Consider the following 21,270-nt stretch of genomic DNA (forward strand, 5'->3'; position numbering starts at 1 on the left):
TTTCTTTTAGTTGGTATATGGCACAAGCGTTGCTTGAAGCAGACTGATTTGTTGTATAATGGATTTGACACCTGCAAGTTTCAAGGCTGTAAATGATAACCCCTGTTCCTTTTCCAACATCTCTTTTAGATTTCCGATCAGATAATTTAATTGGACGAGCATTGGTCTTGCTTCCCGCGAGAACTCTGGATCTGTTTTTTGCTCTATTTGACTAAAAGCCTTTCGTCTTAGATAATCTGAGACTGTTAAATCCTGTTCCTTTGCCCACTTGGATATATATTGGCGTTCTGTTTCTGTACATACAAGTGTCAAACGCTGATCTTTCTTCACATGTTTTCTTGGTCTGCCGGATTTCTGTATTACTGAATTAATTTTCCGAGTTTCCATATAGGATATTTATACTGTGATTTTCGTGTGACCATTTAGGTGCTGAAATACTTTTGGTGTTACCTTAATGCGATGTGATTTTCGTCACACCGATATGATCGCTGATTGTTTTTGGTGACACTTTTGGTAGTGGGTTTACTTCAGAACATTATGTCGCATGGAGGCAATTACTTCTGAGCGTCGGAAATACACGCGGCCATTCATTCGTAAATAAGGGAGTCCTTTTTTCATCCAGTCGGTTAGAGTGACCAGAGATATGTTTAGCTCTGCTGCCATCTGCTGCCTGCTTAGCAGAGGTTCTTCTACTGAACTTAGCCCGTTTTCGGCAGTTCTACTTTGCCCTGAATTCAAGACTTCGGCCATTGATTCCTTTACAAGTTTTCTCAACTCGCTCTCTTCTAATACTACAATACTTGACATGGGATTAAATTTTATCCAAATTTGATGTCATTGAATAAAGTTTTATGTCAGTAACCGCTTAGGAATCAACTGGTGGAGATAAGAATTTGTTTTTTATCCATATACATAGAGTAAAAAATGCCATGTATTCGGATAACATAGAAGATGAGCCTAACAGCTTGCTTAATTTTAAATAATTGAAGTGCCTATTAACATGATTTTTCAACTGTCTTACCTGGAAACTGATCGGCAATTTTCTGATCGGTTTTATCATTCAATATCCAATACCAGTAATAATTAATGATAAGATTCCACTAGCGTTGCGTTGTTTATTATAAAAGTTCTTTGAAACACTTGATGGGTCATTGTTTGAGCCGAATTTAGGTCGGCGTTGATTTGAATTTAGTTCTTTATCGTCCTTTGCGTAAACGATTGATAATGAACCAAGGACGAATGGTATTTACTCAAATTATGGATTTTGCTTCTCAGGATATTTTTAAAGTTTGTGTTAAAAGATATAATGTGCAAAATCCAATCGCGTTGACCCCCTCGTACCGGAATTGATGTAATGGATAAGGCTTACGTCGATTTTGCCAGACTGTAAAACTTAAAGCAAGACAAAGCTTATTTTGTTGTCCGCGCCAAAGAAAATCTTCAATTTAAACGAATCGAATCAAGACCCAAAAACAGAAAATTTGGAATACTCTGTGATCAGGATATTTTACTAACCGGAATTAATAGTAGCCACCGATATCCCGAACGATTACGCCGTATAAAATTTTATGATTCAGAGTATGACAGGACTTTTGTTTTATTAACGAATAACCTTAAAGTAAATGCCGAAACAGTCACACAACTTTATAAGCAACGATGGGGCATAGAATTGTTTTTTTAATGCATCAAACAAAACTTAAAAGTTCAATCGTTTTGGGGATTTTGTCAAAATCGGACTGAAGTGGTCAACGAAATCGGTTTGTGCATTGACACCGCAGAAGTAAAACTCCTGACATCTATCTCTGTTCTTGGAAATCAAAGTGCAGTCGAGATCCTGATTGAAATAGAAAACATTCATCGTTTTGAAAACGCGAAAAAACTAAGTGCTTACTTTGGTCTGCATCCGGTGTTCAAACAAAGTGGTGATGGAAAATGGGGCAACCACATGAGTAAGAAAGGACGGTCTGAAATCAGGGCGGTTCTTTACATGAGCGGATTAACTGCAATCCGGTACAGCGAATTGTTTAGAAATATATACAGCAATGCGCGTGCAAAAGGAAAGAACCATTTTAGTTCAATGGGCGTGGTAATGCACAAGTTGCTCCGGGTAATATTTGGTGTGCTCAAAAACAAACAAGGTTTTTCAACGATTGTCGATGAACAAAATGTTTCCAATGCAAAAACAAAGAAAGACGAACAAAAAGAAAAACGTAAAACCCAAAAAAAGGAACAGGTAATAAAACTGGAGCGCTACAATAATGCCGGGTTGAATGGTTCGCCAATCTCAAAGCGCCACGCGAAGAAGCACAAAAAAATACAGGAAACCTGAGTGGTGGCTCCAGCGGTTGTGCTTGTGTTGATCATCGTTGCGTCGCAGTCAGTTCAACGTCCGGTTCAATTTTCGGCTTATTTAAGTATTTGCTTAAATACGAAGTGAGCCTTATCTTCGCCTTATGGATAACGATACATGCATTCGGTTGTTCGCTGACCAGGAACAAATCAAAGATTGCCGGATAAAACTTGCTGTGGCGAAAAATTCATTTGGGCAACTGTCTTCCATACTTGCATTAGCAGGTAACGAAGCCCGCCTTAAAATCATTTACCTACTCTCGGAAGAACGGGAATTATGTCCATGTGATCTTGCCGATATCCTTTTCATGAGTGTTCCTGCCATATCTCAGCATCTGCGTAAGTTGAGAGACGGAAATTTGATTGTATCAAGGAAGGAAGGTCAGACAATTTATTATTCACTGGCGCAACAGAATATAAAGATCCTGAAACCTTTTTTCAAGCATCTTAACCTGCACACAGAAAAATTGCAAACAGCATGACCAATCCTAAATCGTCGGCAACTGTAATCGGCACAGGTGTGCTCTCAGCATTGGCCGCTTCCATCTGCTGCATTACACCGGTTATCGCATTGCTTGCAGGTAGCAGCAGCATCGCAGCTAATTTTTCTTGGATCGAACCAGCGCGTCCTTACCTGATCGGTTTATCTATTGCTGTTCTTGGCTTTGCGTGGTATCAGCAATTAAAACCGGTAAAAAATAATCCCGATGATTGTCACTGCGATACCGGAAAAAAATCATTCTTTCAGTCTAGGCTGTTATTGTTCATTGTTACTGTCTTCTCAATTTTGATGATGACCTTTCCACTTTATGCACGAATTTTTTATTCTAATCCTGATGCGAAAATTGCCACGGGAATTGCAACACCAGATAAAAAGCAAACAACCTTTTCGATAAGGGGCATGTCATGCCAGAGTTGTGAAGGAGAGATCAATAACGAGCTATCCAAATTACAAGGGGTTGTTGCTTATAGCACTTCTTACGGGAAAGGCACGAGTGTAGTGACTTATGATCCTTCAAAAGTGAGCGACAAAACCATTATCAGTGCAATCAATAAAACAGGCTACGTGGTTACCGGCTCCGTTGCAGTAACGCAAGAACCTAAAAAATAAATGATCAACTAATTCATGGAAAATACAGTCATACTTACCTCGACCATTACTTGTCCAGAATGCAATTTTGCAAAGGCTGAAACAATGCCAACAGATGCTTGCATGTATTTTTACAAGTGCACTAATTGCGAAACGATTTTAAAACCAAAACAGGGTGATTGCTGCGTATTTTGCAGCTATGGTACAGTTAAATGCCCACCGATTCAGGCTGGCGCATCATGTTGCTCTAAAAATTGAGTACAAAAATATTTAATCTTCTTCTTCCTTTCTTTCGGTAAAGAGTAGTTGATTACCGAATGGATCAATGACGGTCATTTCAAGCGATCCCCATGACGCTTTCCCAAGTCCGGGTCTGTTGCAGAATAGTTTTTACTTAGCAGTTGTTCGTGATAATCTGCAAGTCCGGCGCAAACGATGTACACCTTTCCACCTGGGCTGCAATCGCCGTGATGTTCTGTTAAATGAAGCTTGATGCAAGCTTTAGTAATTTCCATGTACACCGGCAGCTTTTCTTCAAACCTGTGCTCCCATTCCAGGTTAAATCCAAGCCAGTCAATATAAAATTCTTCTGCTTTCTTTTTGTCGAAAATGCGAAGCATGGGAATAGCCTCGGTTTCGCTGAGAACTTCTTTCAAGTGATCATCACCTGTTTTTGTATGATTTATGTACTTTTCCTTTTTATTTTCCCTGTGAAAAGTTTGAATGGCAAGGATAATAGTCGCGGTCAGGTATAGAAATATCCCTGCATACACCTGCGGCTCTCTGATAGGACTCAATGCCGAAATAATGAGGCCGAGCATAACCAGATTAACAGCCAGAGTTACATATGCAAACCAACGCTGCCTGCAGTTAACGACAGCCGCTATGTTGAAAGCACCGCTAAACACAACCGCCAAACCTGATCCGATGAACCATAAAACGCCTTCGTCAAAGGTTGTGATCGGAAAGGCAAATCCAATATGGATCACTCCTAAAAGGATCATAACGCCCCCAAGAATGGTTCTTATCTGATACAACATAAGCAGTGGATGGGCGCTGGTTATTTGCCCAACTTAAATATAGCTTATTTGCCTGTAATTGCCTGTTTCACCTGCCTAGTCTGATTCGAAATATTTTTTGGAATTGAACGATATAACTTCGTTCAGTTTATCCTTGATGCGTATAAAGATGAAAATATAAATGTCCAGGATCTGGAAACTTTTATACCAATAAAGAAGCAGCCAATGCTCAAACTGGCTGATTCGATCTTATCCAATAAAAATAAGGATAACGAGAAGTATGCGAAATTAAATCCACTTTATCATGGACTGAAACATGCGCTCGGGGAATACGTTGCTATAGCAAAAAAAGGTAACTGGGATACTATTAAGCTAACTAAAACCAAATTTATTACGGGGAAAAATTTCCCCGATGTTTTGAGTCTAAAGAGGCGGTTGTCAGCAACTGGCGAATTCACTGTAAAAGATACTAACTCCACTTTTACCCCTGAACTTGAGGCAGCTATTAAAGATTACCAGTCCCTTTGATGCGATAGAAAATTTCCGGAACAATGTCAATCAATGATCTTTAGGAACTAAAGCTATTGTCATTGCCCATACTCATAGTGTTATTGTCGCCTGCATGAATAATGGTCTGGTGTATAATCTTCTCAAGGCGGGTTTTCTGTTCAGGTGACAATTCTATCCGGGCTTGATGTGTTCTTCTATTTCGGGGAATGCCTGATATCCTTCGAGAATAAAGTTCCTGCTCCTTATAATTCATTCATTAATCTGCAAGTGCCGCAGTATAACCGGCATCTTTTACCGCTTTGATCACGGTTTCCGAAGAAATTTTCTCTTCAGTCACCACGGTTAAGATTTTATCAGGCGATTGCACATCGACTTCCCAATTGTCTTCACCCACGGCCTCATTCAAAAATGGAGTGTTTTTGGCAATACAACCCGCACATTTAATGTTTGTTTTAAATTTGATCGTTTCCATGTAAATTTTATTTTAATTATTTATTTATACAAAGCTACCAGCAGGCATAATATATTTTGTTATAGAATGGAGCGTGTTTGTTATATAATTATATGTTTCATCCAACTTCGATCTCAACCGACTCATTTAAGGGAATACTTTGGCAGAGAAGAATGTACCCTTGATTTAACTGATCTTCGTTCAACGCATAATTATGATGCATGTGAACCTTTCCTGCCAGCAGTTTGCCTACGCATTTGCCGCATGTCCCTGATTTGCAGGAATAGGACATTTCAATCTTATCTTCAAGTGCCGAATCAAGAATAGATGTGCCCGGCCGAATACTTAATAAAGTAGTTTGCTCCCTGACATGTAATAAAACTTCCAAAATTGATTCCGGTATCTTAATAGTGGGCGCTTCAACAACAGGTGGTTGAAAATATTCTTTGTGTATTTGTATGGGATCTATCTGTAAAGTGGAAAACACTTCTTCTGAAAGGGAGATTAATCCAGGGGGGCCACAAACAAAAAATTGACTTTCATTGATCTTTTCCCCAAGATGAGTTTTTAATAGCTTCTTTAGCATAAGACGGTTTAATCTTTCCGGTAAGTATCCAGTCCCAGGTGTATTTTGGGCCTGCCCGGATGTAAGTATATACTGTATCCGCAATCGCTTGGCGTATTGCAGTTCAAGTTTTTGCAGATCTGAATGAAAGATTTTGCTTTCGATATTCTTACTTGTGTATAGTAAAAATATTTCCGCTGCGCTGTTTCGTAAAACATCCTTAACCATTGAATAAATAGGGGTAATACCGCTGCCACCTGCAATAAATACATATTGGGCTGAAGATTCGGCGTTGATATGAAACAGGCCTTGCGGACCCGCTACATTCCATTCCGTGATCGTATCTGCATATTCGTGAATGTGGTTGCTCACCAAGCCACCTTCGATCCTTTTTATCGTAACTGATGGAAAAATTTCGCCGGGACTGGAAGAAAGTGAATAGGAACGGCTTTGCGTAACCCCATTGATCTTCGCACTTAGGTTAATAAACTGCCCGGCTTTATAAGTGAACGATTCATTGCCGGGATTGAAAACAATTGTTTTCGTATCAGAAGTTTCCTGTATCACCTTTTCTGTTTTCCAAATTTGAATCATACAACGAGTGTCATTTTTTATTTAAGCGAAGAAAACTTTAACCGTAAACTATTACTTACTACACTTACCGAACTTAGCGCCATTGCAGCACCTGCGATCATGGGATCGAGTAAAAAGCCATTGACTGGATACAGCACTCCGGCAGCAATCGGTATGCCGATGAGGTTGTAAATAAAGGCCCAGAACAGGTTTTGTTTGATGGTTGCAACCGTTTTACGCGACAGCGTAATTGCCTTTGGAATAACATTGAGATCAGAGGTAATTAAAGTCATTTTTGCTACATCCATGGCAATGTCAGAGCCTTTTCCCATGGCAATACTTACATTGGCCTGTGCCAGCGCCTGGCTGTCATTAATTCCGTCCCCTACCATCGCAACAATCTTTCCCTGGTTCTGCAACAGTTTAATAAATTCAGCTTTTTCTGACGGCATCACTTCTGCTTTAAAATGATTGATCCCAACCTCATCTGCAATCGCCTGAGCAGTTTGTTTATTGTCACCCGTTAACATATAGACATTGATCCCTAGTCCCTTTAAGGTCTTGATTGCTTCAGCAGATGTGTTTTTTATTTTGTCGCCGATGGCGATTACCCCGACCAGTTTTTGATTCCTGGCAAAAAAGATAACTGTCTTTGCTTCCTGTTGTAACCGATTGATATGAACAGACAATGGGCCTGTGATCGGTATATTGTTTTCGCTAAGTAATTTATGATTGCCTACTAAGAATGGTGTACTGCCATACATAAACGCAACACCTTTGCCCGTGATACTTTCAAAAGCACTGATAGGAAGCGATTTAACATTCTCTGCAGCCAGGTAAGTGGTGACAGCTTCCGCCAACGGATGTTCTGATAATACTTCGGCTCCGAGTAATAGGGCCTTCAATTCGGTTTCGTTTTCTGCTGCATCCCAATAAACATCAGTCACCTTAGGTTTGCCTTCAGTGATCGTTCCGGTTTTGTCAAGTATGATATCTGTAACCTTGTGCGCCAGTTCAAGGCTTTCTGCATCTTTGATCAGTATCTGGTTTTCTGCTCCTTTACCAACGCCCACCATAATAGCCGTGGGTGTTGCCAGCCCCAAAGCACAAGGACATGCGATAACCAAAACAGTTACCGCTGAGAGTAGTGCATGGGTAAACGCATTGTCACCACCTAATAGCATCCATACAATAAAGGTCAGCATGGAAATACCGATCACTACCGGGACAAAAATGCCGGCGATTTTGTCAACCAGTTTTTGAACCGGCGCTTTACTACCTTGCGCCTCCTGTACCATTTTAATGATCTGTGCTAAAACGGTATCTCCCCCAACTTTTTCTGCCTTGAATTGGAGGCTACCTTTCTGATTGATCGTACCGGTGAAAAGCGGCCCGCCTTTTTTCTTTTCAACCGGGATGGGTTCTCCACTGATCATGCTTTCATCAATAAATGAAAATCCACTGACAACTATCCCGTCAACCGGTATTTTTTCTCCCGGTTTAACCAGCAGGATGTCACCTACAGAAACTTCACTGATAGGAATTTCTTTGAATTGATCATTCCCGATAACAATCGTAACTGTCTTAGGCTGCAAACCCATCAATTTCTTTATAGAAGAAGATGTATTAGATTTTGCTTTTTCTTCAAGCAATTTTCCAAGAGAAATAAAAGCGATTACAACAGCCGCCGCTTCAAAATATACATGCGCATGTAATCCCCTGTTATGCCAAAAATCCGGATAAAGGGTAGTGAAGGCACTAAACAAATAGGCAATACCGGTGCTTAATGCAACAAGCGTATCCATATTAGCTTTCTTATGCCTTGCCTGCTTCCATGCATTGATAAAAAATGTTTTGCCAAAATAAAAAACCACTGGGGTAGCCAGCGCCATCATGATCCAGTTGCCGTAAGGCAGGTCCATAAAGAACATCCCGATAATTACAATTGGTAGGGAAAGTAAGGATGACCAGATCGTTCTGTGCTTGACCTCTCTAAGGTGAGACTGTTGCGCTTTTTCTTTTATTTCATCACCGTTCTCTTTATCAATCACTAAATCATACCCGATGGACTGAACGGTTTTCTGTAAGGTTTCAGGGGATTGGATGGAAGGGTCATAATTAACCCATGCGGATTGATTGGCGAAATTGACGCCTGCATCTTTTACCCCTGTAACAGACTTCAACATGGATTCAACGCTGATCGCACATGCGGCACAGGTCATTTCAAGAACAGGAAAGGTTTCCTTTATGTAATTCTCTGACATAATCTTTGTTTTGTGCAAAGCTCATGCAGGCAGGTAATCGCATTGTTACAGAATTATCACTAAGATGTATAGGATTGTATGATAGCAGCTAAACCTTGTCGATGGGTTTTCTTTTATTCTCGCGTAGCTGTTTGAAATGTGAAGGAGTCAAGCCGGTTGTTTTTTTAAACTGCTGTGAAAGATGTTGTACACTGCTATATCCCAGGCGATCGGCAATTTCACTTAAAGTAAGCTCATCATACATCAGCAGCTCTTTTGCTTTCTCGATCCTTTGCAGAATGATATATTTCTCAATGGTAATACCTTCAATGGAAGAAAACAAGGAGGATAAATAGTGATATTCCAGGTTGAGTTTATCAGCGAGAAATGCTGAAAATTTCAAGTTCAATTCTTCGGCTTCATAGTGAACCAGGTGAATGATGGTATTTTTGATCTTGTCAACAATTTTTGCTTTCCGGTTATCAAGCAGTTCAAAACCCATCTTTTCCAGGGCGGAACCTAAAACCGGCAAAAGATCATCAGTAATCTCCTCGCTTAGCTCAACCTCGCCTAACTGGATCTGGTTGTAACCAATATGAAGATCTTCCAGCTGCCTGCGAACTGCCATCACACACCTGTCGCAAACCATATTTTTGATATAAAGTTTCATAGCGCAAATATATTGTGTATTGATAGGATACGACTGCCCTTACTTTATTTCATACCTTATCATCTTCTATAGTGGATGAATTTCTACAATATAAGTGTCCGATCTCAGGCATGTTTTTTATCTCTAAATTATTTAAATACTTTCAAGATGAAAAAACAACATTTTTTTACCGCCGCAAGCATTTTTGCCCTTTTTGCTTTGTCATGTAGTAAAAACGAGAATGGGTTAAAACTCCAGGCCCATAATGAAAATAGGATGATGGATAGTATGCATTCTATGATGGCCCGGATGGATGCGATGACACCCACCAACGATCCAGAAATTGATTTTGTTAAGATGATGATTATGCATCATCAAGGCGCTATAAACATGGCCGGGATCGAACTACAGTCCGGAACAAGTGACACATTAAAGAAAACAGCGCAGAAAATTATCACTGCGCAGCAAATGGAGATTCAACAATTGAATTTGATACTTGCCAGCCTTTCCAATGACAATACTGATCCCTCTTTTACTGCAGAGCAAAAAGAAAACATGATGAAAGGGGCAAAAGTTGCCGATATTCAAGTTATAACTGGTGATATTGACAATGATTTTGCTACCTTAATGATTGTACATCATCAGGGTGCCCTAGACAATGCATCTGCTTATTTGCATCATGGAAATCACTCACAGCTTAAACAGATAGCTACGAATATAATGTCTTCCCAGCCCAAGGAAATCCAAGAACTGAGCAACTGGCTTGTTTCAAATCGACGATAAACAAAATTGAATGATAGATAGGATTTTACCTGTTTCTTCAGCTTCTGGCGATAATAATAACCTGAAAATTTTGAATGGCTGTCTCAAACACCTTGCTTAAGACCTAATTGAAACTATAGTGAAAATGAGGTGTTTAGGACAGAAAACAGGAATTGTGTAAATATTTCTCAAAATTATGTAAAAAGTAACCGGATTAGAAGCTTAACTTTATGTTCTCGCATTTTTATGTTCTTACATAAATTGCAAGCTTTCCGGGGACCCTATGATAAAAAATATATCCATACGTTTTAGAGCGGCTTTCCTGCTGGCTGTATTCTTTTTGAATACAGCTGTTGGTTTTGCATGTGCAATTGGCGTGGATATGGGTTTTAATGCCAAACATCATAACGAAACCCCAGTTTCTCCCCCTATACATGTGCATGCAGATGGGAAAAAGCATGTACACAAAAAAACCGGTGGACATGCCCATAGCAGGAAAGCCCAAGCCCACGAAAAATCTGACAGTAAAGACAATTGCTGTAAGGATAAAGTTGTAAAAATGGAGCAGGCTGATAAATCAAGACCCGCATCCACTATAGGTGTTATTGTACCTTTGCACTCTTCAGCGCTGCCCGTTTCATTTTATCATTTTAATATTTCTGAATACGGTTCGGACAGAGAAAAGAACATCAAGCAATTTGTCCGATGTCACCATCCTCCCATACAAGATATCCGTATTGCCATACAGTCATTCCAGATTTGATTTGATGTTATCCGTTAGATCCGTATAGCTATGCCTATGCGTGTAACAGATTTATTCTTATCAAATCAAAGAAAATGAAAAAAATATTATTTCTTGTTGCCGTCCTCGCAACAACACTGGGTTATTCCTTTGGTCAAACCAGTCCAAAAACAGGTCCTTCGCAATTACTTAGTTTGTATTATGAGATCAAGGATGCGTTGGTCGCCGGTAACGCAAATGCAGCATCAGACAAAGCAACTGATCTTGTAAAGGCAATTAATGATGCGGACGCGAAAACAATCGGAGACGCAAATCGTGATGCCCTGTTGAAAGACATCGACGCCATTGCAAAAACAAAAGATCTCAAAGAGCAACGTGTACACTTTGCACCGTTTTCTGATAACATGATTGCGCTTGCGAAAACTGTAAAGCTTTCTGCTGACCCGGTGTACCAGCAATATTGCCCGATGAAAAAAGCATCCTGGTTAAGTAGCCAGCAGGCAATCAAAAATCCTTATTACGGCAGTTCTATGCTTACATGTGGCAGCGTGAAAGCCACTTTGTAAAAACTATTTATTTATCCCTAATCATTCGTTATGAAAAAGATATTCATAGGTGTGGCATTTATTGCCATTGCACTTACCGCATGCAACAACAATAATAACACGACAGAAGAAAAGAAAAGTGCAGATACCACTCACATGGCAGCAATGCCTGCACCCGCAACAGGTGGTTCTTCTGTGAAAGAAATTGTTGAACATTACCTGCATATAAAAAACGCATTGACAAAAGATGATGGAAAAGACGCTGCCAATGGTGGTAAAGCATTGGCGGACGCCTTTGCGAAATTTGACCAGGCTTCAATTATACCCGAACAAAAGAAAACCTACGCTGATATTGTAGGTGATGCTACAGAACATGCTGAACACATCGGTATGAATGCTGATAAGATAGCGCACCAGCGCGAACATTTCGAGACACTGAGCAAAGACATCTATGACCTGGTAAAAGCATTTCCAGCGCAGCAGACGCTTTATAAAGACTATTGTCCTATGTACAATAATGGCAAAGGAGCAACCTGGGTAAGTGAAACAAAGGATATTAAAAACCCTTACCTGGGAACTAAAATGCCCACCTGCGGTACTCTAAAGGAAACAATTAAATAACTATGACCCGCAATAAAAAAATAATATTATTTGTGGCTGTGGTATTGATTGCCATCCAGTTTATACAACCTGCCCATAATATAAATGGGCAGGTGTCGCCGGGGGATTTTGGCAAAATTTATTCTGTGCCAGTTAATGTCCAGACATCTCTTCAGGTTGCCTGCTATGATTGTCACAGCAACAACACCCGCTATCCCTGGTATGCAAATATTCAGCCGCCGGGATGGATGATGGCCCGGCATATAAAAAATGGAAAAGCCAAGTTGAACTTTAGTGAATTTGGCTCCTATACAGGAAGAAGACAGATCAGCAAGCTGAAGGGAATCGCTACACAGATCAAAGACGGTGATATGCCCCTGTCTTCATATACGCTTATCCACAAAAACGCAATTCTCTCAGCGGCAGATAAGAATTTAATCATTGAATGGGTATATAAAACTGCGGACAGTCTCTCCGCAATTAGTAACTAATTAAATAACCTATCATGGAACACGCACATACCAATCAAAAAGCTTCCGGCGAACATAAGATGCAAAATATGGAAGCGCAGCATTATACAAAACTGCTGGTCATGATCATCCTTTCTTTTGCTGCTATGTTTTTTCTAATGTATGCAATGGTAGATCATTTCCCCAATGTCGTTTTGAATATTAACCAGGTGTATATGGCAGCCCTGATGACGGCAGCGATGGTGGTAATAGAACTCGTGATTATGGGCGGCATGTACAAGAACAAAAAAAGGAACATCATTATTCTTATTGCCGGAGTTCTTGTCGGAACCTTCTCGTACCTGGGGATCCGCCAGCAATCTTTTGTGGGCGACAAGCAGTTCCTTAAGTCAATGATCCCCCATCATGCCGCAGCTATATTGATGGTGGAAAAGTCGGATTTGACAGACCCGGAAGTCAAACAACTCGCCCAGGACATCATCAGTTCGCAACAAAAGGAAATTGATTTTATGAAAGCCAAAATAAAGGCAATGGAAACTAAATAAGGCTTAGGTATATTTTATCGGAAAAGTTTGTTATGAAAAAAATAAAAATAGTAATCATAAAAATCTTGAAAAGCATATTTCTCCGGAAGAAAGAATGTTGTAAATAATCAATCAAAAGTCATGAAAAAAATAATCATACTCGTAAGCGGCTTACTTTTTAACCTGGTCGTATTTGCGCAAATCAAGGATGTGGATGCTGTAAAAGCGATACTGAAACAATACAGCGATGCAGTTACAAAGCTGGATATAACCGGCACAGAAAAACTGTTTACGCCGGATTCAAAAATATTCGAATCAGGTGGTAGTGAAGGTAGCTATGCACATTATATGGAGCATCATCTTTTACCTGAATTGAAACAGTTTGTATCCTTTAAGTTCAATGATTATAAGGTTGAGGTACAGCTTGATGGCAACTATGCTTTTGCCGTGGAAACCTATAATTATGTTATTGTCACGGACAAAAATAAAGATGAGGTAAAAAGAAAAGGCATAGCAACATCTGTTTTAAAGAAGTCGAACAATGAATGGAAAATTATGATACTTCACAACTCTTCAAGAAAATGAGTCATATGGCAGGTATTCAGCTACAAAAGTACCGGTGCCCCATGCACCCTCAAATCGTGCAGGATACACCAGGCAAATGTCCTTTGTGTGGCATGGAACTGGAGCCTATGCAAATGGATAGTCATACTTCTGTTGTAAAAGGACATGGCAACCATGGAGGAATGATCGCAGATTTCAGAAAGCGCTTCTATGTGATCCTTGTATTAACAATACCTGTTATGCTGTTGTCTGAAATGATCCAGCAATGGTTAAATATTCAGATAAGTTTTCCGGGATCACGATATGTATTGCTGGCCTTGTCCTCTATTGTTTTCTTTTATGGCGGCTGGCCCTTTCTCAAAGGGCTGGTAAGCGAAGCAAAAGCAAAAAATCCAGGTATGATGTTCCTTATTGGCTTTGCCATTACGGTAGCATATATCTACAGTGTAGCGATCGTGTTGGGACTAGAAGGCATGGATTTTTTTTGGGAGTTGGCAACGCTCATCCTTATCATGCTTTTGGGACATTGGATAGAAATGAGATCTGTTGCCGGGGCATCAAAAGAGTTGGAGTTGTTAGTACAGTTAATGCCATCGGATGCCCACATGGTGATGCCTGAAATGGTACATGATGTAAAAACAGAAAGTCTGAAAGAAGGCGATATCATTTTGGTAAAACCCGGAGAAAAAGTAGCAGCCGATGGAATCATACAGGAGGGCGAAAGTTATTTGAATGAATCAATGCTCACCGGCGAATCAAAACCGGTGCAAAAAGTAAAAGGCGATAAGGTAATTGCCGGTGCGATCAATGGGAACGGTTCTATTAAAGTAACTGTATCCCACAGTGCAAAAGATTCTTATCTCTCGCAAGTCATAAAACTGGTAGATGATGCCCAAAAATCAAAATCAAAAACACAGTTGCTGGCTGATACAGCCGCGAAATGGCTGACCATTGTTGCATTGGTAGCCGGCATGGCTACTTTTTTATATTGGTACCTGACCGGGCAGCCCTTAGCCTTTGCAATGGAAAGAATGGTTACCGTAATTGTTATTTGTTGCCCCCATGCTTTAGGATTAGCAGTTCCTTTGGTAGTGGCTAAATCAACGGCCCTGTCAGCAAAGAACGGATTGCTGATCAAGAACAGGACGGCCTTTGAAAATGCAAGGAAGATAACTACCATCGTATTTGATAAAACAGGGACGCTTACCGTTGGGAAATTTGAAGTATCAAAAATTGTAACGCTCCAAAAAGAGGTAACGGAAAATGAAATCATCCGGTTGTCTTCGGCCCTGGAACAAAAGTCTGAACATCCTATTGCCACAGGAATTTTGCAAAAAGCAAAAGAGCTATCGATCAAAATCCCAGAAACAAAAAACTTTAATGCCATCACAGGCAAAGGCGTTGAAGCGACGATCGAAGGCAAAAAAATAGCGGTGGTTAGTCCGGGATATTTAAAAGAAAACAGTATAGCCCTCCCCGAAGGCTTTACCGCCAATGATACTGAAACGATTGTATTTGTCATTGTCAATAATCAATTGGCCGGATATATTGCTTTGTCAGATGAGATACGACCTGAATCAGCGGAAGCTATCAGAATTCTGAAGAAAAATAATATCAAATCTATTTTACTAACAGGAGATAATAACAAAGTAGCTAAAAGTGTGAGTGAAACATTAGGTATGGACAGTTTTATTGCAGAAGTATTGCCGCACCAGAAATTAGAAAAAATTAAAGAACTGCAAAGCAAGGGGGAGTTTGTTGCCATGACTGGTGACGGTGTGAACGATGCACCGGCCTTAGCCATCGCAGATGTTGGCATTGCTGTTGGAAGTGGCAGTGATATTGCGGCAGAAACCGCAGGAATTGTTTTAGTAAACAGCAATCCAACAGATATTGTCAGCCTGATTTTATTTGGCAAGGCCACTTACAGAAAGATGATTCAGAATTTAATATGGGCAACAGGATACAATGTTATTGCATTACCCCTTGCCGCTGGCGTTTTATATAAGCAAGGGATTTTATTAAGTCCTGCCGCAGGCGCCGTTTTAATGACAGTAAGTACAATTGTGGTTGCTATTAATGCAAGCATGTTATCCGTAAAAAAATAAAAGTATTGTTATGAAAAAAATAAGTTTAATCGTTTTTGGGATGGCCCTTTATTTATTTAGCAGTGCCCAGGATATGAAGGGAATGGACATGGGTAAAAAAGAAAGCAAAGAGCAACCGGTTGTAACCTATACATGCCCGATGCACCCTGAAATTCACGCTGTAAAACCTGGTAACTGTCCTAAATGTGGTATGAAACTGGTAAAGGAAAAACCAAAGGCAGTTGCAAAACCTGAGAACGGTAAACCTGCTATGCAAATGCCGAAAGACACCATACCAGTAGCTAAATCGCAACAATCCATATCCTATACCTGTCCCATGCATCCTGAAATACATGCAGCCAAACCGGGTAACTGCCCCAAATGCGGTATGAAACTAGTCGTAGAAAAGCTTAAAAGTAGTACGCCCTCCTCTGGAAGTGAAGATCCCAAGGGTATGCAGATGGACAAGATAGATACAGCGGCTAAAAAGCAGGACATGAAAATGGATCACGACATGGGGAACATGGAGGGAAAAAAAGTAAGCCTGGGTCCAATAAAAACAATCCCAAATAATATACCACCCCGTACAGTGCGTTACGATTTATATATCGCCGACACGCTGGTAAATTTTTCAGGCAAAACAAAGAGAGCCATTGCCGTAAACGGCCAGATACCGATGCCAACATTGACATTTACAGAAGGCGATACGGCGGAAATTTATGTACACAATGAATTGAATGAGGAAACATCGCTGCATTGGCACGGCCTTTTTTTACCGAATCAATACGATGGCGTTCCTAATCTAACACAAATGCCTATCAAACCTCATACAACGCATTTGTACAAATTCCCGATCATTCAAAGTGGAACGCATTGGTATCACAGCCATACGGGATTGCAGGAACAGATTGGTATGTATGGTATGTTTATCATGAATAAAAGACATGAGTGGAACATACCTACCATACCCCTCATATTGAGTGAATGGATAGATATGAATCCGAAAGAAGTCCATCGCAGCCTCCATGCAGCTACGGATTGGTTTGCTGTTCAAAAAGGCAGTACGCAAAGTTATACGGAAGCTATAAAACAAGGTCATTTGAAAACAAAACTTACCAATGAATGGAAGCGGATGAATGCAATGGATCTCACAGATGTGTATTATGATCAATTCCTGGTCAATGGAAAAAATCAATTGGAACAACCTCAATTTAAAGCAGGCGATAAAGTAAGACTTCGAATAGCAAATGGCGGGGCATCAGATTATTTCTGGTTATCATATGCAGGAGGTAAAATCATAGTAGTAGCCTCGGATGGCAATGATGTAGAACCGGTAGAGGTTGACAGGTTGATCGTAGCCGTTTCAGAAACCTACGATGTAGTTGTTACTATTCCGGAAAATAAAAGTTATGAGTTTTTAGTAACTCCGGAAGACCGTACCAAGTTTGCATCCGTATGGCTTGGCGCTGGTGAAAAAGTTGCCGCCACAAAAATGAAGCGGCCAAAATATTTTGCCGGCATGAAGATGATGAACGACATGATGGACATGAAAGGGAACCTGATTGAAATGGAAGGCATGGTTATGCAAAACCAGATCATGGACATGAATACAGTTATGTATCCTGAAATAACTGGAGAAGAAAAATCCAAAAAGGAAATGAAAATGAATGCGGCTCCGGTCCAGGATTCACATTCCATGCAAAAGCCCAATAATAATAGCATGCAGGGCATGAATATGGAAGCTGAAACACCAGATATTGTTACCCTTAATTACAACATGCTGAAATCCCCAACAAAAACTTCGCTTCCAAAAGATGCGCCCATTAAAGAGCTAAGGTTTGATTTAACAGGAAACATGAACCGTTATGTATGGAGCCTTGACAACAAAGTGGTTTCGGAATCAGATAAAATATTAATTAAAAAGGGAGAAAATATCAGGATCATTCTTTACAATAACAGCATGATGCGCCACCCTATGCACCTACACGGTCATGACTTCAGACTATTGAACGGTCAGGGGGAATATGCTCCTATGAAAAATATCATAGACATTATGCCCATGGAGAAGGATACATTAGAGTTTAACGCTAATGTTTATGGCGATTGGTTTTTTCATTGCCATATTTTATACCACATGATGAGCGGAATGGGTAGGGTGTTTACTTACGAGAACCAACCCGCAAACCCCGAGATACCTAATCCGAAACTGGCAAAGCGAAAATTATTTTCCGATGACAGGGAGTTCCACCCGATGGGCAGGATCGGTATAGAAAGTAATGGGACTGACGGTGAATTCATGTTCGCGCAAACCCGGTGGAAAGCAAGCACCTTGTGGCATCTGGGCCTGAGCGATATGCATGGGTATGAAAGTGAAACTATGATTGGACGCTATTTAGGCAGGATGCAATGGTGGTTTCCGTATGTTGGTTTTGACTACCACTACAAAGTAGAGGGCGACGGGCCAAAAAACATATTCGGCAATGAAGACAGGAACTGGTTTGGACAGGCAAGTAATAAAAACAACCGGAAAACCGTAGTGGCCGGTGTAGCCTATACGTTGCCCATGCTCTTTGTGGCAGATGGACGGATAGATGGTGATGGTAAATTCCGCTTTCAGTTAAGCCGGGAAGATGTACCTGTTACAAGCCGTTTACGTTTCAACATCATGATCAATACAGACAAAGAGTACATGGCCGGATTTCGCTACATCACTACCAAATATATTTCCTTGTCCACCCATTACGATAGTGACATGGGATTAGGCGCAGGTATTACTATAACATACTAAATAAACAATAACGATTTCCTAACCAATAAATCCAATAACCATGAGTCATCAACAAAACCATCAATTGATTGCCGCTCTTAACAATTGTGTGGCAGAATGCAATCATTGTACAACTGCCTGCCTGGACGAGCAGGATGTGAAGATGCTAGCCAAATGCATCAAACTTGATATTGATTGTGCTGAAATCTGTACCCTTGTTGCCGCCCTTACAGCCCGCGGATCGGATCATGCCAAACACCTGTTAAAGGAATGTGCAGAAGTGTGCAATGCCTGTGCTGAGGAATGCGAGAAACATGCCAAGATGGGTATGGAACATTGCAGGACTTGCGCTGAAGCATGCCGTGCCTGCGCAGCTGCCTGTAGTGCAGGTTAAATCTAAAATAAGAATGTAGTCAGCTAAGCTGCATTCTTATTGTCAATTTCAATACTAGTTTAACCAGTAAGAAAATACCGAAATAGCTATTTGTCATCATTAAAACAAACAACATGAAAACGATTTCATTAGTATGCGCTCTCTTCACGGGTGCCCTAATTTTCGCCAGCTGCAACAGCGGCACAACAACTACCGCTAAAACAAGTGCAGACAGTCCGACGATGGTCAAGCCTGATACTGCCAGCGCTATGAATGCCCATGACATGGGCAAAATGGATGATGGACTGATGGGTTCCATGAAGAGCATGATGGATAAAATGGGCAGTATGAAGATGACAGGCGACCCTGATATAGATTTTGCCGGTATGATGATAGAACATCATCAAGGGGCTATTGATATGAGTGAAGCCGAGATTAAGTCAGGTACTGATGAAAAATTGAAAGCTATGGCCCAAAATATCATCACCAAACAAAAAGGGGAGCAAAATAATTTGAGGGATATCGTAAGAAACACGAAGCCCATGAAAATGGATATGGGCCAGGGCAATGCATCGAATAAACTCATCAATGAAATGATGGCTAATATGAAGGCAATGGAAATGTCTGGCAACACAGATAAGGATTTTATTCGGATGATGATTTCTCATCATGAAAGTGCGATTAAAATGGCCAAATCAGAAATAGCAAACGGTATGAATTCCAGTCTTAAACAAATGGCTAAGACCATGATTAACGATCAAACAATGGAAATTAATAATTTTAAAAAGTTGCTTCCTGAAATTAAATAATAATTGTGCCTGTTGCACTACCGATTCTGAAGTTATATATAGTACACTTAAATAAATTTTATAAAAATTAAAAAAAACGAAAATGAAACAAGTAAAATTTCTGTTATTCTTTGTATTACTCTTTACTGCATCTTCCATTTATGCCCATGACAAGACAGATACTATCAGGGTTAGTGGAGGCAATTGTGAAAACTGTAAACAGCAGATTGAAAAAACTTTAAAAGTAGAGGGGATTATAAAAGCAGAATGGAATGCAAAAACCCAATTACTGATCGTTACGTATGCTACACACACAATTAGAAACATTGATATTCAAAAGAAGATCGCAGAGGCCGGGTACGACACCGAAAAACAACAGGCTACAGATGAAGCTTACAATAAACTGGAAGCATGTTGTAAATACCGGAAAAAGTAAAACCATCCACATACATTACGGTCTACGACTATGTCAATAAATTAAATCTTACGCCTTCAATTTGTGAAGAATGAATGTTAATGATAAGGATACCGACTCAATGCAGGGTAAATCAAATCAACGTTTCCAGGCGTTGTTCAACTATGCAAGTATTGGAATCTTATTAACGGATGCAAATGGAAATATCATCCTGGCAAATGATTTCGCCCTGAAACAGTTTGGTTATCAGTTAATAGAAATGGTTGGAAAAAAAATCGAAATGTTAATACCTGCGAGATTTCACGTAAAGCATCAAAGATACAGGGAGGGTTACAATGAGCATCCTAAGAGCAGGCATATGGGTATTGGCAGGGACTTACATGCCATTAATAAGGATGGAACAGAGTTCCCGGTTGAAGTAAGCTTAAGCCATTATAAAAATGATGAGGGCCATTTTGTAATAGCTTTTGTTACAGAGATCACTGAACGGATAAATGCAAGAGAGCAAATTATTCAACTCAATACCGAGTTAACTAAATTAAACAGTGAGCTGGAAAACACAGTAGCGGACAGGACACAACAGTTAACGGAGGCTTTGCACCAGTTACAACTGGCCAAAGATGAACAAGCGGTTGTTTTAAACAAAGAGAAAGATCTTGGGGAATTAAAATCAAAATTTATTTCAATCGCCTCGCATGAGTTCAGAACCCCGCTTAGTACCATCTTATCTTCCATTTATCTTATCAATAAATATGAAGCCATAGAGCAACAGCCCAAAAGGAAAAAACATATTCAAAGGATCATATCCTCCGTAAATATGCTTACCGATATTTTGAACGACTTTCTATCGCTCAGTAAAATGGAAGAGGGAAAAATGCAGGTTCGTATCTCTGAAATTAATATAAAAGAATTGGTTGACGATATGTCCGATGATTGCACAATCCGATCGCAGTGACCACCTGAGTCCGATTTTGACGGACTGACTCGTCCTGAAAAAACCTTACACTGTTAGTAGATAATCCTGGTATTTTCTTTACACTAAATTACGTTTCTATTGATTCAGTTGCTCTTTTGTATTTCTTCCACCGCTTAGGGATCGTTCCCTCGGCTGTATGTGCTACTTCTGGTGTTAAATAATTCAAGCTGGCATGTGGCCTTCGACTGTTGTAGGCTTCTATTATACT

24 protein-coding genes and 2 pseudogenes are annotated in these 21,270 nt (G+C 40.2%); 19 read left to right on the plus strand and 7 right to left on the minus strand.

From position 1 onward, the window contains the following. Window positions 1–6 precede the first annotated feature (6 nt). Together GWC95_RS05280 and GWC95_RS05285 are read right to left on the minus strand one after the other, a co-directional pair. Window positions 7–387, minus strand: a complete 381-nt coding sequence (locus GWC95_RS05280) for a plasmid mobilization protein (protein WP_161817654.1) — start codon at window positions 385–387, stop codon at window positions 7–9. A gap of 135 nt (window positions 388–522) precedes the next feature. Further along, window positions 523–807 (minus strand): helix-turn-helix domain-containing protein, encoded by a 285-nt coding sequence (locus GWC95_RS05285; RefSeq protein WP_161817655.1) that lies wholly within the window; start codon window positions 805–807, stop codon window positions 523–525. A 598-nt stretch (window positions 808–1,405) separates the two neighbouring features. On the opposite strand from GWC95_RS05285, the pseudogene GWC95_RS20055 reads away from it, so the two are divergent. From GWC95_RS20055 to GWC95_RS19965, 5 genes and pseudogenes are all read left to right on the plus strand, one after another. Then, window positions 1,406–1,681 (plus strand): annotated as a pseudogene (locus GWC95_RS20055) (transposase); the annotation flags it as partial. Between the two features lie 60 nt (window positions 1,682–1,741). Continuing rightward, window positions 1,742–2,329, plus strand: coding sequence for a transposase (locus GWC95_RS05295; protein WP_161817656.1), 588 nt, complete (start codon window positions 1,742–1,744; stop codon window positions 2,327–2,329). A gap of 124 nt (window positions 2,330–2,453) precedes the next feature. Then, the gene (locus tag GWC95_RS05300; protein WP_161817657.1) at window positions 2,454–2,831 is read left to right on the plus strand and encodes an ArsR/SmtB family transcription factor; all 378 of its coding nucleotides are present in this window, start codon (window positions 2,454–2,456) and stop codon (window positions 2,829–2,831) included. Continuing rightward, the gene (merTP, locus tag GWC95_RS05305) at window positions 2,828–3,460 is read left to right on the plus strand and encodes a mercuric transport protein MerTP (RefSeq protein WP_161817658.1); all 633 of its coding nucleotides are present in this window, start codon (window positions 2,828–2,830) and stop codon (window positions 3,458–3,460) included. The genes GWC95_RS05300 and merTP overlap by 4 nt, the downstream gene beginning before the upstream one ends. A gap of 15 nt (window positions 3,461–3,475) precedes the next feature. After that, complete coding sequence (locus tag GWC95_RS19965; protein ID WP_317164093.1) at window positions 3,476–3,697, plus strand: GDCCVxC domain-containing (seleno)protein; 222 nt, start codon at window positions 3,476–3,478, stop codon at window positions 3,695–3,697. Window positions 3,698–3,709: 12 nt separating this feature from the next. Here GWC95_RS19965 and GWC95_RS19720 read toward each other — a convergent pair. After that, window positions 3,710–4,479: pseudogene (locus GWC95_RS19720) on the minus strand (glyoxalase superfamily protein). A 204-nt stretch (window positions 4,480–4,683) separates the two neighbouring features. Here GWC95_RS19720 and GWC95_RS05315 point away from each other — a divergent pair. Further along, window positions 4,684–4,986: a hypothetical protein gene (locus GWC95_RS05315; RefSeq protein ID WP_161817659.1), complete on the plus strand. Its 303-nt coding sequence runs from the start codon at window positions 4,684–4,686 to the stop codon at window positions 4,984–4,986. Window positions 4,987–5,224: 238 nt separating this feature from the next. On the opposite strand, the gene GWC95_RS05320 is transcribed toward GWC95_RS05315, so the two are convergent. From GWC95_RS05320 to GWC95_RS05335, 4 genes are all read right to left on the minus strand, one after another. After that, the gene (locus GWC95_RS05320; RefSeq protein ID WP_161817660.1) at window positions 5,225–5,440 is read right to left on the minus strand and encodes a heavy-metal-associated domain-containing protein; all 216 of its coding nucleotides are present in this window, start codon (window positions 5,438–5,440) and stop codon (window positions 5,225–5,227) included. Between the two features lie 97 nt (window positions 5,441–5,537). Beyond that, window positions 5,538–6,578 carry a flavin reductase family protein gene (locus GWC95_RS05325; protein ID WP_161817661.1) on the minus strand — a complete coding sequence of 347 codons (1,041 nt, stop codon included), beginning with the start codon at window positions 6,576–6,578 and terminating at the stop codon, window positions 5,538–5,540. A 17-nt stretch (window positions 6,579–6,595) separates the two neighbouring features. Then, window positions 6,596–8,821 (minus strand): heavy metal translocating P-type ATPase, encoded by a 2,226-nt coding sequence (locus GWC95_RS05330; RefSeq protein WP_161817662.1) that lies wholly within the window; start codon window positions 8,819–8,821, stop codon window positions 6,596–6,598. A gap of 88 nt (window positions 8,822–8,909) precedes the next feature. Next, window positions 8,910–9,470, minus strand: a complete 561-nt coding sequence (locus GWC95_RS05335) for a helix-turn-helix domain-containing protein (RefSeq protein WP_161817663.1) — start codon at window positions 9,468–9,470, stop codon at window positions 8,910–8,912. Window positions 9,471–9,617: 147 nt separating this feature from the next. Here GWC95_RS05335 and GWC95_RS05340 point away from each other — a divergent pair, with 147 nt between their 5' ends. From GWC95_RS05340 to GWC95_RS05400, 13 genes are all read left to right on the plus strand, one after another. Further along, window positions 9,618–10,232 carry a DUF305 domain-containing protein gene (locus GWC95_RS05340; RefSeq protein WP_161817664.1) on the plus strand — a complete coding sequence of 205 codons (615 nt, stop codon included), beginning with the start codon at window positions 9,618–9,620 and terminating at the stop codon, window positions 10,230–10,232. 262 nt (window positions 10,233–10,494) lie between these two features. Then, window positions 10,495–10,974, plus strand: a complete 480-nt coding sequence (locus GWC95_RS05345) for a hypothetical protein (protein ID WP_161817665.1) — start codon at window positions 10,495–10,497, stop codon at window positions 10,972–10,974. A 74-nt stretch (window positions 10,975–11,048) separates the two neighbouring features. Continuing rightward, window positions 11,049–11,519 carry a DUF3347 domain-containing protein gene (locus GWC95_RS05350; protein WP_161817666.1) on the plus strand — a complete coding sequence of 157 codons (471 nt, stop codon included), beginning with the start codon at window positions 11,049–11,051 and terminating at the stop codon, window positions 11,517–11,519. Between the two features lie 30 nt (window positions 11,520–11,549). Further along, on the plus strand, window positions 11,550–12,119 hold the full coding sequence (locus GWC95_RS05355; protein WP_161817667.1) for a DUF3347 domain-containing protein: 570 nt from the start codon (window positions 11,550–11,552) through the stop codon (window positions 12,117–12,119). A 2-nt stretch (window positions 12,120–12,121) separates the two neighbouring features. Beyond that, the gene (locus GWC95_RS05360) at window positions 12,122–12,589 is read left to right on the plus strand and encodes a heme-binding domain-containing protein (protein ID WP_161817668.1); all 468 of its coding nucleotides are present in this window, start codon (window positions 12,122–12,124) and stop codon (window positions 12,587–12,589) included. Between the two features lie 14 nt (window positions 12,590–12,603). Further along, window positions 12,604–13,113, plus strand: a complete 510-nt coding sequence (locus tag GWC95_RS05365; protein WP_202630218.1) for a DUF305 domain-containing protein — start codon at window positions 12,604–12,606, stop codon at window positions 13,111–13,113. Between the two features lie 120 nt (window positions 13,114–13,233). Then, window positions 13,234–13,677 (plus strand): nuclear transport factor 2 family protein, encoded by a 444-nt coding sequence (locus GWC95_RS05370; RefSeq protein WP_161817669.1) that lies wholly within the window; start codon window positions 13,234–13,236, stop codon window positions 13,675–13,677. 5 nt (window positions 13,678–13,682) lie between these two features. Then, the gene (locus GWC95_RS05375) at window positions 13,683–15,764 is read left to right on the plus strand and encodes a copper-translocating P-type ATPase (RefSeq protein WP_237722084.1); all 2,082 of its coding nucleotides are present in this window, start codon (window positions 13,683–13,685) and stop codon (window positions 15,762–15,764) included. Between the two features lie 10 nt (window positions 15,765–15,774). Beyond that, window positions 15,775–18,531, plus strand: a complete 2,757-nt coding sequence (locus GWC95_RS05380; protein WP_161817670.1) for a multicopper oxidase domain-containing protein — start codon at window positions 15,775–15,777, stop codon at window positions 18,529–18,531. 40 nt (window positions 18,532–18,571) lie between these two features. After that, the gene (locus GWC95_RS05385) at window positions 18,572–18,904 is read left to right on the plus strand and encodes a four-helix bundle copper-binding protein (protein WP_161817671.1); all 333 of its coding nucleotides are present in this window, start codon (window positions 18,572–18,574) and stop codon (window positions 18,902–18,904) included. A gap of 113 nt (window positions 18,905–19,017) precedes the next feature. Beyond that, window positions 19,018–19,692 (plus strand): DUF305 domain-containing protein, encoded by a 675-nt coding sequence (locus GWC95_RS05390; protein ID WP_161817672.1) that lies wholly within the window; start codon window positions 19,018–19,020, stop codon window positions 19,690–19,692. Window positions 19,693–19,774: 82 nt separating this feature from the next. After that, window positions 19,775–20,107, plus strand: a complete 333-nt coding sequence (locus GWC95_RS05395; protein WP_161817673.1) for a heavy-metal-associated domain-containing protein — start codon at window positions 19,775–19,777, stop codon at window positions 20,105–20,107. Window positions 20,108–20,177: 70 nt separating this feature from the next. Further along, window positions 20,178–21,041 carry a PAS domain S-box protein gene (locus tag GWC95_RS05400; RefSeq protein ID WP_161817674.1) on the plus strand — a complete coding sequence of 288 codons (864 nt, stop codon included), beginning with the start codon at window positions 20,178–20,180 and terminating at the stop codon, window positions 21,039–21,041. The last annotated feature ends 229 nt before the right edge of the window (window positions 21,042–21,270 follow it).

Source organism: Sediminibacterium roseum, from assembly GCF_009939005.1.
Classification (GTDB): Bacteria; Bacteroidota; Bacteroidia; order Chitinophagales; family Chitinophagaceae; genus Sediminibacterium; species Sediminibacterium roseum.